Raw genomic sequence first — 12479 nt, 5'->3', positions numbered from 1 at the left:
GTTGTTCTTTGATTGCCGGAGGCAGGTAGCCTACGAACTACCCCGCCAGCTTTTGTCCGCCCGGGTTTGCGCTCGCGCGTTTCTCTTTCCGTTCTAACCCATAGCTGATAAAGCCGATCAGCAGCCCCAGCACAGGCAGCAAAGCCCCTGCCCAAGGGAGATAGGTCAGCCCCATATGGGTGATAACCCACCCGCCGATAAAGGCGCCGCTGGCATTGCCGAGATTATTCGCCGAATGGTTCGAGGTCGAAGCCAGCATAGGCGCGTCCTTCGCCATCGTCATAATGCGCAGCTGCAACCCCGGCAGAATGCCGAACGCAGCCGCTCCCCAGACGAAAATGGTGATGACAGCAGCAGCGGGCAGATGAACCGTGATGTTAAAAATAATAAGAATGAGGGCCAAAGCCGCGTAATTACCCAGCAATGCCGGCATGAGCTTCCAGTCGGCAAGTTTGCCGCCGATGATATTGCCGAAGGTGACGCCAAAGCCGAAAAGAACGAGAATCCAAGCAACACGATGCTCCGAGAAGCCTGTCACTTGCTCCAACAGCGGTGTGATATACGTGAAAACGGTGAACAGGCTCCCGCTGCCCAGCGCGCCCATGAGCAGCATCAACAGCAGCTTGGGCTGCGTTAAAGCACGGAATTGCTGAAGAATACCCGCGCTTTTCTCCTGCTGCACGCGCGGGATTAAAAAGATAATGCCGATAAGCGAAACAATGCCCATCAGCACAATCGCACCGAACGAGGCGCGCCAGCCGAGCTGCTGCCCGATGAAAGTGCCAAACGGGACGCCCATAATATTGGCGATCGTAAGACCGGCCATCATGATGGAGATGGCCGCCGCCCGTCGATCCGGGCGAACCAGATGCACGGCGATAACGCCGCCTACGCCGAAGAATGTCCCGTGCGCTAGCGCTGTCACAATGCGAGCGCCCATCAGGATGGCGTAGTTGGGTGCGATGACGCTGATGGCGTTGCCTAGGATGAACACACCCATTAACAGGCATAACAGCAGCTTTTGCGGCAGTTTGTTCGTGAACAAGGCGAGAATCGGAGCACCGATCGCTACGCCCATGGCATAGCTCGTGATGAGCTGGCCGGCTTGTGAGATGGTGACATGCAAGTCTTCCGCAACATTGGGCAAAAGATCACAAATTCCGTCATACCTATGGCAAAGGCGCCAGCGGTTAAAGAAAGCAGGGAAATCGGAAACCGCCCCTTGGCGGCATCGCTTCCTTGTACGGCTTGATGACTCATTTTCTGTCCAACCTCTCCGGGTAAAGTCTAGTCTCTATACCTATCTCTCTACCATGTTGCGCCATAGTGCCAAACAGGTCAAGATAATAGTCAAAAAAGTCAAAATAACAGGCTAACGAATGGTCTCTAATTCTTTATAATGAAAGATATGTAGCTTGTAAATGGTAAGATCCAGGAAGTACGGAAGGCCAACTGCCTTCACATGACATGGGAAAGTGGGTCGAGTTACGATGAGTATATCTGTAGACAACTTGAACTTGGAAAATGTAAAAGCAGCCCTGCTAGCTGCGTCGAATACCCCTTCACAACTGTTGTTTCAGGAGGAAACATCTCTGCAAGTAAAGGCGCGCTTACTGCAAGGCAAGGAAAGTAAACAGCTGATCCAGGAGATCCGAGAAGAAGGGGACAAGCTTCTGCTAGAGACGATGCCTGAGCTAACGTACTCCCTGTTTCGTTTATTCTCGACAACGGGCTCTCGAAGGGAATATGAGCTTGTGTACTTCCGCCGTCGCAACCGATTGACGACATTTGGTTTATTAGCTTGGTTAGATGGGGTGGACAGCCCCTATTTGGATGCGCTTTCTGATACAATTTCGTCCATTTTGGATGAGTATACATGGTGTTTGCCTGCGCATATTTTGCATGGGCCGGAAATGAGGTCCGCCGAAGAGGCGCAATATGCGGCGGATGGGCTCGTGAACCACTCCACGGAGTCGTTCACCATTGATCTCTTCGCGGCGGAGACAGCCTTCGCGCTCAGCGAAATCAGCGCGCTGCTCGGCGACGCGCTGCCGCAACTTCTCCGCGTACGCATCCGCGAAGAAGTGCTGCGCCGCATTCTGCGGCCCTTTGTGACGCAGGCTCCCAGCCACTGGGAGACCGCGACTCACAACTGGGCCTCCGTCTGCGGAGGCTCCATTGCTGCTGCAGCGATTTACACGCTGCAGGACGAGGACGAGCTCGCCGCGGTGTTGGAGCGAGCTTTTCCCGCGCTCGCTTCGTACCTCAGCGGCTTCGAAGAAGACGGAGCATGTACCGAAGGGTACATGTATTGGCAGTACGGCTTCGGCTACTTCACCTATGCTGCTGATTTGATCTTGCGGCGTACTGGAGGCGCCGTCAATTGGTTCCAGGCGGACAAGGTGCGGCAGGTGGCCTTGTTCCAGCAAAAAACCTTCCTCCACGGGAGGAAGGTTGTGAATTTCTCCGACTCGCAAGGGGAGGCGGGGATTTTTATGGGATTAAGCGGCTACCTGAAGCAGCTTTATCCGGAAATGGAGCATCCCGAGTTGTTGCTGCGCGCAGGTTTCCGTGATGATCACTGCAGCAGATGGGCTCCTGCGTTAAGGAATTTGCTCTGGTCTTTAGAGGACATCGAGGAAAGCGCTTGGCGAACGGCGGCTTACTATTTGCCCGATGCCCAGTGGCTGGTGTCCAGACAGCTTCAAGAGCAGGGCGCTTATGTTTTCGCGGCCAAAGGCGGGCATAATAATGAACCGCATAATCATAATGACATCGGACATTTCATCCTGTATGCGCAAGGCGAAACGCTGCTTCCGGATCTGGGGAGCGGGCAATATTCGCGGAAATATTTTGGACCGGAGCGTTATGAAATTTTGTGCAACGGCTCGCAGAGCCACTCTGTACCGATTATTGACGGCTTATATCAACAAACGGGGGCGGAGCATCGGGCAGAGGTGCTGGAGTATAGCAGCAATGAGGAGCAGGATGATTTCGCATTAGAAATATCCAGTGCGTATGCTTCAGAGAAACTTAGCAAGCTTGTACGTCGATTTACTTGGCATAAAACAGAGCCGCCAACGCTAGAGGTGACGGACAGCTACGAATTCGCACATGCTCCAAAAGCAGTTGTGGAACGCTTTATGGCCTGGCATCGCCCGCAGCAAGCGGAGGATGGGCGAATTTTAATAGCGGCATCGGCAGAAGCGCGGGTTTTCGTTTCTTATGATGGGGACCTGTTTGATTGGGAGGTCGAGACTCTCCATCACGTGAATCATTTTGATCAGCCGGAGACATGTTATGCGCTTGATTTCAAATTGAAGCCGGGCGTATTGTCCGATTCAAACCTAAATGTTCATGCTGTGTTTAGATTGGCATTTCAATAAAATTAACTTAGGATGTGACCGCATGAGTACTTCACTACATTGGGTTCAAGAAGCTTGGGACAAGACCGTTCACAAAGTAGCAAAGACAAGCCAAAGAATCGGAGACCGCTTCCCGCATGCGAGCGTGAAGGGCGAATACCAACTGGAACCAGCGTCTTGGTGGACGGCCGGCTTCTGGCCGGGACTGCTGTGGCTGTTGTACCGCGACACGCAAGACGGGCAGCTGAAGCTGCTGGCTGAGTCCTGTGAGGCGCAGCTCGATCAAGTCATCGCGGATTATTACCGCTTGGATCATGATATCGGCTTCATGTGGACGCTGACGAGCGTTGCGCGCTACAAGCTGTTAGGCGCGGAGGATTCCAAGCGCCGCGGCTTGCTCGCGGCGAATTTGCTCGCTGCACGCTTCAACGTGCAGGGCAACTACATCCGCGCGTGGAACCCGTGGCGCGAGGGCGAGGACAATGCCGGCTGGGCCATCATCGATTGCATGATGAACCTGCCGCTGCTGCACTGGGCCTCCCGGACGACCGGAGACCCGCGGTACTCGCACATCGCCGTGCGGCATGCCGACATGGCGTTAAAGCACTTCATTCGCCCGGATGGTTCTGTGAACCATATCGTGGTCTTTGATCCGCACACGGGCGAGAAGCTCGAAGTGAAAGGCGGGCAGGGCTTCGCCCCTGACTCCGGCTGGTCGCGCGGCACGGCGTGGGCGATTTACGGCATGGCGCTTAGTCATCTCCATACGGGAGATGCGCGCTATTTGGATGCCGCCAAGCGCGCAGCGCACTTTTTCATGGCTAACTTGCCGGAGGATCATGTGCCGCATTGGGATTTCCGTTTGCCGGAGGGAATCACGGATTATCGCGATACGTCGGCGGGTGCATGTGCGGCCTGCGGCTTGCTTTTGATTGCAGAGCAGGTTAGCGGCCAAGAGAGCAGCCTGTACCGTCAAGCGGGTGAGCGCATCTTGCACTCGCTATACACGAACTACGGCGCGTGGGACTCAGAGACGGAGGAAGGCCTGATCCTTCATGGCACGAGCCATTATCCGGAAGGCAAGAACGTGGATGTGCCGCTGATTTACGGCGATTATTACTTTGTTGAAGGCTTATCCCGGCTATTAGGGCATGGGGAGTTGTTCTGGTAGGATTTCAATTAAGCTGTCTGAGGTCAGAGATGACTTTGGGCAGCTTTTTTTTGTTTGTAGTTACCCATATATAGACACATCATATATCGCTATGATATATTAACAATCGAAATATAAAATAAAAGCATTTGTGGAGGAGATTTCAACATGAACAGTCAGGACGTCATTTTAGGCACATTAATGGATCGCTCGTTAACTGGCTATGAAATAAAACAATTATTCGAAACGTTATATTCCTATTTCTATAGCTCAAGTTACGGAACAATCTATCCCACACTTCACCGAATGGAGAAGGATGAACTGCTCACGAAGGAAAGCATCGTGCAGGACGGGAAGCCGAACAAGAATGTTTACACCATCACAGAGAAAGGGAAGAAACAGTTCAACGAATACTTGTACAGCCCAATTGAAGGGGAGAATGTGAAGTCGGATTTCCTGATGAGGCTATTTTTTGGCGAACATGTGGGTAATGACAAGATCATCGAGTGGCTGGAGAAAGAGCAGATTCACAGTATGGCGCAGTTAGATCAATTGAAAGACATGTGTGCGTTATATAAGGATGAGATGAAGCCTTCGCAAGTCATTTGTATTCAGATCGGTATGAAGAATTATGAAGCTAAGTTGGCGATGATTACTGAAGGCCTAGAGCGGTTTAGAAATTTAGATCATATAGAGCAAGAGGAGAGGGATTAACATGAATGGTTCAGGCTCAAATAAGAAGCTGATCATTTTAGCCATGGCGTTAGGTTTATTGATGTCATCTTTGGATAATACAATTGTGGCTTCCTGCATCAGTAGGCTAAGTGAGGATTTCAAAGTGTTTGATAAAATTAGCTGGGTATTTACCGCATATATGCTGGCGGCGACGAGTACCATGCTAGTATTTGGAAAAATGTCGGATTTATTCGGCAGAAAAATGTTTTACCTAATCGGAATCGGCCTGTTTCTGGTTGGTTCGGCCTTATGCGGGATGGCGCAAAGCGTGGATCAGCTCATTTTGTTCAGAGTCATTCAGGGAATTGGTTCTGGCGCGCTGCTGCCCATTAGTTTCACGATTATCTATACCATTTTTAAAGATCCGAAGGATGCTGCCAAAATGTCTGGTGTTTTCGGAGCGATTTTCGGCCTTTCTTCCGTAGCGGGTCCACAGCTGGGCAGTTTTATTGCCGAACATCTAGGTTGGAGATGGAATTTTTATATCAACGTGCCAATTGGCTTGGCTTCAATGCTCGTTTTGATCATTGCGTTGAAAGAGACACGTTCGGAACGCAAACCGAAAATTGATTATCTTGGCACCTTATTTCTCATTATCACAACTGTTTCCCTCATGCTGGCGCTGGAATGGGGCGGGAAAGATTACGCTTGGAGCTCGTGGCAGGAAATTAGCTTGTTCGCTGTGTCGGTGGTTTTTGCAATCTTCTTTATTCTGGTTGAAAAACGGGCTGCCGAGCCGGTCCTTCCACTCAGCATTTTCAAGAACAAAATGGTGCTAGGAACCAGCATCATCGTCTTCTGCCAAGGCGTGCTGATGTTCTCTGCCATCACCTATCTGCCTATTTTCTCCGTCGCTGTCCTAGGTCACACCAACTCTAATGGCGTGCTGACACCGATGATGGCCTCTCTTATTTGCGGTGCTGTTCTTTTCGGCTTTTTGCAGTCCAAATTCGCCTTCCGTCCGCTGCTTCTCGTTAGTATGACGATGACGATTGTTGTTGCATTGTTGCTGACCAAAGTTGGGCCGACCGCCTCTAGCGGGTATATGATCGCCCTTATGATTCTGCTTGGAATTGGTGCAGTCGGACCCTTAATGAGCGTTGCACAGAGTGCCATCGCCGCCAATGTTGACCCTAAATACATGGGAGTCAGCTCCTCCATCGTTGGCTTTTGGCGTAGCATTGGCGGAATCATGGGTGCGTCGATTATGTCCACCATTGTCAATAATAACTTGAGTCATCTGATAGCAGATGGTGCGGCCAAAGCTGGCATTCCCGCTGACAAAATAAGCACGCTGGCGAATCCTGAGCTGCTGATGCACGCAGGCGGATCGATTCCGCCGGAAATCCGTCAGTTTCTGCAAGGTACATTGGCAACTGCAATTAATCACGGTTTCATCCTCAGCATTTGCGTAGGTATTATTGGCTTCGTTACAGCCATGTTCGTAGGTTCAAGCAGACTTGAAGCCACGAAGAAGAAGCAGGAAACCAGCCCAGTTCATGTGTAAAATGCTTCCCGCATGGTGAGGGATAAGTCATAAAGCTGTCAGCTTGAAGCAGATATTCTGCTTGGGCTGGCGGCTTTTTTACTTGTTTATGACTTGGCGTGAGGTGGGGTGTGGGTGGTGAGAAAGGAGCAAGTGATAAGTAGTAAATAGCGGGGAGTGAGTAGAGAGTGGTGAATAGTGAGTGGGGGGCAGATTGGAGAGTTTCGAAGTTTCGCCTCGTTGGATAGAATCCAACGAAAAGACGATTTAGCTGGTCAAAAAGCACCTCTCATTGGATGAAATCCAACCTAGTGTTCGATTTTGGGCTAATTTAGCAGGGTTTGAAGGTACCTCATTGGAATTCATCCAATGAAAAGGGGGATTTGCCCCAATACATGCAGGTTTCATTGGAAATCGTCCAATGGAACGGAGAAGGGGGGCACTCAAGAACGGGATCAGCCCCCAATTGAGGAGGCCAGCGTCAGTCCTCGTTGCACTTTCTGCAACATAAATGAGGTGTATGCCATGTAAATCCACTCTTCATTGTACAAAATACAATGATTTGACCCCAAAAGCCCCAAAACAGCTTGTTTTAGCTGAAAATGTTGTACTTAGTACAACATAGAGAAGGGCAGAGGCCAATTGGGGCGCATTTTGTTGCACAAAGTACAACAAAGAGGAGCAGGGAGTTGCCAAACCTCATCTGTTGCATGTTGTGCAGATAGGCGCTCATCCTCCGTTACTCTGCCGTTCGCCAAGCGCTCAGCAGCTTCTCATGCTGCTGAGCAGCTAGATCGAAGCGGTAGGTGGCAAGCAGATTCTCCAGCTTCACTGGCGCAAGGAGCGGGTTCACCGGAATATCCGGCGCCACTGGAAAAGAGAAGGCGGTGTTCATATAATCCGTCTGCACCTCGCGGGACAGCATGAAATCGACCAGCTGCTTAGCCGCAGCGGTGTTGTTGCCGCCCTTCAGAATCGACACGGCTCCAATCTCCCAGCCGGCCTGTGGCGGGATGAAGGAGGAGATGTTGTAGCCGGAGTTTTTGAAGCGCAGCTGATCGCTCAAAAACGAGACGGCCGCCGCCATCTCGCCTTCCGCCAGATGCTGCGCGCTCGTGTTGCCGGCGAACGTCATGGAGGCGCTTTGCTTCTTGAGCGCCTGCATCAGAGCGATCGCTTCGCCGTCGCCGCGCTGCTGGGCGAGAGAAGCGAGCAGCGTATAGCCGGTTCCCGACGTCTCAGGGTCGGGAATCTCGATCTTGCCCTTGAGCTCGGGGCGCAGCAGATCCTCGTACCTCTGCGGCAGCGGCAGACCCTTCAGCTGAGGGTCCTGCTGCCAGACGGTCTGGTTCACGCCAATGGCGAGCGCCCCCATGTACATGCCGGTCCAGTAGCCTGCGGCATCTTTGTATGTAGCTGGAATGCTGCTTGCAGCTGCAGGAGAGTAGCGAAGGGATTTGCTTTTGTTTTTGAGCTGCTCATGCAAATCGGCAGGGCCGCCAAGGACCACGTCGATGCCGGTTTTACCCAGCGTCAGCAGATGGTAGCTCGCTTCGCCGCTCGACATCCGGATGATGTCGTAGGACTGGTCCGTTTTTTCCTTAAACGTTTCGAGCAGAATCCGCCCGGCATCTTCCTGGAAGATCACATACACTTTGAGCGGCTGGTTGCTTTTCTTTTCCCCGATGAAGCGAAAGCCAAGGAAAACGGCGACCCCCGCTAGGAGCACGAGCAAACTTTTTTTCCACATGCTGCAAAATCCCTCCTGAACAGCCAAAAAAGGAAACTCAAGTTTCCTTTTTCAGCCAAGCTGCTAGTTGTATTTATGTCCTATTCCTTTATCTTCATTAAATGAATTTTATCATCACTGGCATGGATCGTGACATTCCCTTGAAACCTGGTTAATCCGATGTCATACGCATCAACAATCCATTCTTTCATATTATTGTCCAGAATGAAATACCGCTCTTTCTCCCCGAGGAACATCGATGATTTCACGAAGCCGCTAACGACAAAGCTGCCGGCCTCCGGCGTATTAATCCGCATGGATTCCGGACGAATACTAAGCAGTACTTTTTCGCCTGGAACAATAGCCTCATCCGTCGTTACGCTGGCTGTGCGGCCGCTCGCGCCATATTCCACTATGGTAGTACCACCCTTCACTTCGCGCACAGTAGCATCAACAAAATTGGTTGTACCGATAAAATCGGCGACATAAGGGGTGCGAGGTTTGTAGTAGATCTCATGCGGCGTACCGTACTGGTCAATTGCACCTTTATTAAAAACAACGATGGAGTCGGACATCGACAAAGCTTCGAGTTGGTCATGGGTTACGTAGATGACGGTTAATCCAAGCTCTTGTTGAATGCTGCGCAGTTCCACGCGGACTTCTTCACGCAGCTTCGCATCCAGATTGCTGAGCGGCTCATCCAGCAGGATGATCGGGGAGTTCATGACCAGTGCACGGGCCATAGCCACGCGCTGCTGCTGACCGCCGGACATTTCGTGCGGGTAGCGCTCCTCCAGGCCAGTCAACTTTACTTTGGCCATGGCCGTCTTTACACGTTCTTGTACTTCCGCTTCAGGGCGCTTCTGAATATCCAGCCCGTATGCGACATTATCGAACACGGTCATGTGCGGGAACAAAGCGTACTCTTGGAACACCATCGGCGTTCCGCGTTTATAGGGAGGCAGATCGTTGACGAGCTGGCCGTCTATTTTAATTTCACCCTCATCTATGGTGTAAAATCCTGCAATGGAGCGCAGCAGTGTTGTTTTGCCGCATCCGCTAGGTCCGAGAAACGTAATGAACTTTCCCCGTTCGATTTGCAAATCGATCTGTTTGAGCACGTGGTTGCTGCCGAACACTTTACTGACATTTTTTAAATCCAATAAAACTTGTGTACTCATCATTTTTCACTCCTCATCTAGAAATCAAATATTTTAACCTTCGAGCGGAAAATAAGCTTCATTACACCGAGCGTAGCGAGTGTAGTTCCCATCAATCCGACAGCTACAGCGGCTGCCCAGTAGTAGGTCCCGGTCTCAGCGTAGTTGAAGATCGATACGGCGGCGACGACCCATTTGGGCGTAATCAGAAAGACAATGGTGCTTAAGGTATTCATATTTTTCATAAAAGCGTAGACGAAGTTGGCGACAATGGTCTTTTGCAGCATTGGAAACACGATGGTTGTCAGTGTGCGGCGGCTGTCTGCTCCGAGATTGGTCGCTGCTTCCTCGATGGATTTATCTACTTGCTTGAAGGAGGCGGTGAGTCCCCGATACCCAACAGGCATTTGTTTAAGCAGCATGGCTACGATAATCAAGATAGCGGAGCCTTGAAGCATGATGGGCCCGTTGCTGAAGGCAACGATCAAGGCCAAGCCCACGAATGTCCCTGGCAAAGCAATGGGGAGAACGGCCGTGAAATCGAGCATTTTTTTACCTGGAAAAGGCTTGCGCACTACGACATAAGCCAGCACTAAGGCGAAGCCGACGGCTAGAATAGAAGCGATGAGCGATAGCACCAAGCTGTTGAGAACAGCGGGGCTGGAAGGGTTGAACACCATTTTCGTGATATGGCTGAGTGTAAACGTGTTGTCTCTCCCGAAGTTCTTCGTGAACGCGAACAAGATCGTAATGGCGAACATCGACAGGATGAAAAGCGCCATAATGCTATTAAAAATAAACAAAAGGATGTCCGTCTTGCGGGACGTTTTGACTCGGTTTAGTCCGGAAACGGGCTTTCCGGTTATTGTGGAATAGGAGCCCTTGGACAGCAGTTTGCTTTGAATGACGAAAACTATCAAGGCGGGAATCACGAGAATGACGCCCATTACAGACGCGAGGCCGGGCTCGTTATTAATGATTTCTCCGTAAATTTCAACAGCCAGAAGGGAGTAGTTGCCCCCAATCAGCTTGGGATTTCCGAAGTCGGCAAAGCAGTTGATCGCCACGAGCAGGAACGCGTTGATAACGCCCGGCAGCGCTAATTTGAGCGTGATGGTGCGGAAAAGCTTGAACCCGCGGGCCCCCAAGTTCTGGGCGGCAATTTCCAGATTAGGCGATATGGAGCGTAGAACGCCGGTAATGGTCATGTAGGCAAGCGGGAAATACGAGATCGTTTGTACGATCCAGAGGCCCGGCAAGCCGTATAAATCAAGCTCGACGTTGAACCAAGCTTTGAGTGTTTGCGACACCATGCCGCCTCTGCCGAATAGAAGCAGGAAGGCGAGGCCGGTCATAACGGAAGGCGCAAGAATCGGGAGAAAGGCGATAAACCGGAAAAACTTTTTCCCCGCAATGTTGCTGTAATGAATCGAATAAGCGTAAATAAAACCGCAAACCGTTGCCGTTAGTGCGGAAAGGGAGGAACTGACAACCGTGTTCAGCAGGGCGGTGCCGTAACGGCTTTTGCTGAAGAAGGTCGTCCAATCCGTCGCTCCCGGCAAGGCAATGACGTAAATAAGCGGATATATGACGAAGAGACAGAGTACGGCGAAACTGATGAGTACGAGGATCAGCGAGGAGGGATCTTTCACCAGCTTGCTGATCGAGGTGCCCATGCCTTTTTTTTCTATAATCATAAGGGGCTCACGACCGCCTTCCACATTCTTGGTTTAGATGGGCATTGGTCCGCAGAAGATCTGGGTATCTGCGGCACCAATGTCCCGGAAACGCTTTCTTATTTGAGGTTCTTGAGCGCGTCCTGCAGCTCTTTGCGCTGCTCGGCAGCTTTCCATAAGCTGTAGCTTGTGTTGTATTTGGTTGTTTTGATATCGATACCGCCTTTTGGAATCGGTACCGTAGGTTTCACGGAGCTTGCGAAAGCCGATTCGGTATAAAGAAGTCCAGGTTCATTCGTTAGCATGAAATCCATGAGTTTCTTGGCGCCTTCAGTGTTTGCGCCGCCTTTGACAATCGCCAGTCCGCCAACTTCATAGCCTGCGGCTTCCGGAACGATCGAAATAATCGGGCTGCCCTGATTTTTCATTTTCAGCTGGTCGCCAAGAAAGGTGATGCCGATGGTGTACTCTCCTTTAGCCGCTTTTTGAATCGGCTCGATCCCCGACTTCGGTCTTTCTTTCAGGTTAGGCAGCAGTTTGGCTACATAGTCCAGCATTTTGTCTTTGCCCCATACTTGCGCCAGGGAGGCAACGGCTGTGTAAGCGGTACCGGAAGTTGCCGGATCCGACATGCCGATTTCGCCTTTAAATTTAGGGTCAAGCAGCTCTTGGAACGTCTGCGGATAAGGCGCAGTAGCGTATTTCTCTTTCCAACGCTGCTCGTTGATGCCGATAGCAATTGGATTCAGGTAAAAACCAGTCCAGGATCCCTCTTTATCTTTCATGTTGTCCGGGATATCTTTGGCGTTCGGGGAAATGTAATTCTCCAGTGCGCCCGCTTTTTTCAATACTTCGTGCGAATCTGCCGGGCCGCCCATGAGGAAGTCCGCTTGGGGTTTGCCCATTTCATTTTGAACGCGTGTCACGGCTTCACCGCTCGGAAGACGAAGAACGTCGTAATCGATTCCGGTCTCTGCCTTGAATTTATCCAGAATCTTACGCGCTTCTTCTTCTTGGAAAATGGAATATACGGTAATTTTACCTTTCGCTTTCCCACCAAAAACACCAGACTTGTACAGGAAGAATCCTGCGACAAGCACGACAACAATAACGGATAAAATCATAACGGAGCTGTTACTTTTCTTTCTAGCCATTTCATCAACCATCCCCTCGATAGG

General features: G+C 51.0%; 8 protein-coding genes and 1 pseudogene. 4 read left to right on the top strand and 5 right to left on the bottom strand.

What is annotated here, in order from left to right; genetic code table 11:
• Positions 1-37: 37 nt before the first annotated feature.
• Positions 38-1260, bottom strand: a pseudogene (locus AC3WTJ_RS32405) (MFS transporter).
• Positions 1261-1490: 230 nt separating this feature from the next.
• Here AC3WTJ_RS32405 and AC3WTJ_RS32400 point away from each other — a divergent pair.
• From AC3WTJ_RS32400 to AC3WTJ_RS32385, 4 genes are all read left to right on the top strand, one after another.
• Positions 1491-3386, top strand: a complete 1896-nt coding sequence (locus tag AC3WTJ_RS32400; protein ID WP_492525243.1) for a heparinase II/III domain-containing protein — start codon at positions 1491-1493, stop codon at positions 3384-3386.
• Positions 3387-3408: 22 nt separating this feature from the next.
• A complete protein-coding gene (locus AC3WTJ_RS32395; protein WP_492525241.1) occupies positions 3409-4536 on the top strand; it encodes a glycoside hydrolase family 88 protein in 1128 nt (375 codons plus the stop codon).
• 147 nt (positions 4537-4683) lie between these two features.
• Positions 4684-5229 (top strand): helix-turn-helix transcriptional regulator, encoded by a 546-nt coding sequence (locus AC3WTJ_RS32390; RefSeq protein WP_492525239.1) that lies wholly within the window; start codon positions 4684-4686, stop codon positions 5227-5229.
• Position 5230: 1 nt separating this feature from the next.
• The gene (locus AC3WTJ_RS32385) at positions 5231-6757 is read left to right on the top strand and encodes a DHA2 family efflux MFS transporter permease subunit (protein ID WP_492525237.1); all 1527 of its coding nucleotides are present in this window, start codon (positions 5231-5233) and stop codon (positions 6755-6757) included.
• A 718-nt stretch (positions 6758-7475) separates the two neighbouring features.
• On the opposite strand, the gene AC3WTJ_RS32380 is transcribed toward AC3WTJ_RS32385, so the two are convergent.
• The 4 genes from AC3WTJ_RS32380 to AC3WTJ_RS32365 all read right to left on the bottom strand — a co-directional run bounded on the left by AC3WTJ_RS32380 (position 7476) and on the right by AC3WTJ_RS32365 (position 12455).
• Positions 7476-8486 (bottom strand): extracellular solute-binding protein, encoded by a 1011-nt coding sequence (locus AC3WTJ_RS32380; protein ID WP_492525235.1) that lies wholly within the window; start codon positions 8484-8486, stop codon positions 7476-7478.
• 80 nt (positions 8487-8566) lie between these two features.
• Entirely contained in the window at positions 8567-9646 is a 1080-nt protein-coding gene (locus tag AC3WTJ_RS32375; protein WP_492525233.1) for an ABC transporter ATP-binding protein, read from the bottom strand.
• A gap of 17 nt (positions 9647-9663) precedes the next feature.
• The gene (locus AC3WTJ_RS32370) at positions 9664-11322 is read right to left on the bottom strand and encodes an ABC transporter permease (RefSeq protein WP_492525231.1); all 1659 of its coding nucleotides are present in this window, start codon (positions 11320-11322) and stop codon (positions 9664-9666) included.
• Between the two features lie 98 nt (positions 11323-11420).
• On the bottom strand, positions 11421-12455 hold the full coding sequence (locus AC3WTJ_RS32365) for an ABC transporter substrate-binding protein (protein WP_315954415.1): 1035 nt from the start codon (positions 12453-12455) through the stop codon (positions 11421-11423).
• Between the last annotated feature and the right edge of the window lie 24 nt (positions 12456-12479).

It is taken from the genome of Paenibacillus sp. FW101-FHT12H11 (assembly GCF_058790355.1).
Note: the sequence above shows the minus strand (reverse complement) of the source record. Positions and strands in the feature narration are given on the sequence as shown.

Excerpts from the sequence above, each read along its gene's own strand:
- AC3WTJ_RS32400 (WP_492525243.1), top strand. The coding sequence starts at position 1,491 with ATGAGTATATCTGTAGACAACTTGAACTTGGAAAATGTAAAAGCAGCC.
- AC3WTJ_RS32395 (WP_492525241.1), top strand. The coding sequence starts at position 3,409 with ATGAGTACTTCACTACATTGGGTTCAAGAAGCTTGGGACAAGACCGTT.
- AC3WTJ_RS32390 (WP_492525239.1), top strand. The coding sequence starts at position 4,684 with ATGAACAGTCAGGACGTCATTTTAGGCACATTAATGGATCGCTCGTTA.
- AC3WTJ_RS32385 (WP_492525237.1), top strand. The coding sequence starts at position 5,231 with ATGAATGGTTCAGGCTCAAATAAGAAGCTGATCATTTTAGCCATGGCG.
- AC3WTJ_RS32380 (WP_492525235.1), bottom strand. The coding sequence starts at position 8,486 with ATGTGGAAAAAAAGTTTGCTCGTGCTCCTAGCGGGGGTCGCCGTTTTC.
- AC3WTJ_RS32375 (WP_492525233.1), bottom strand. The coding sequence starts at position 9,646 with ATGAGTACACAAGTTTTATTGGATTTAAAAAATGTCAGTAAAGTGTTC.
- AC3WTJ_RS32370 (WP_492525231.1), bottom strand. The coding sequence starts at position 11,322 with ATGATTATAGAAAAAAAAGGCATGGGCACCTCGATCAGCAAGCTGGTG.
- AC3WTJ_RS32365 (WP_315954415.1), bottom strand. The coding sequence starts at position 12,455 with ATGGCTAGAAAGAAAAGTAACAGCTCCGTTATGATTTTATCCGTTATT.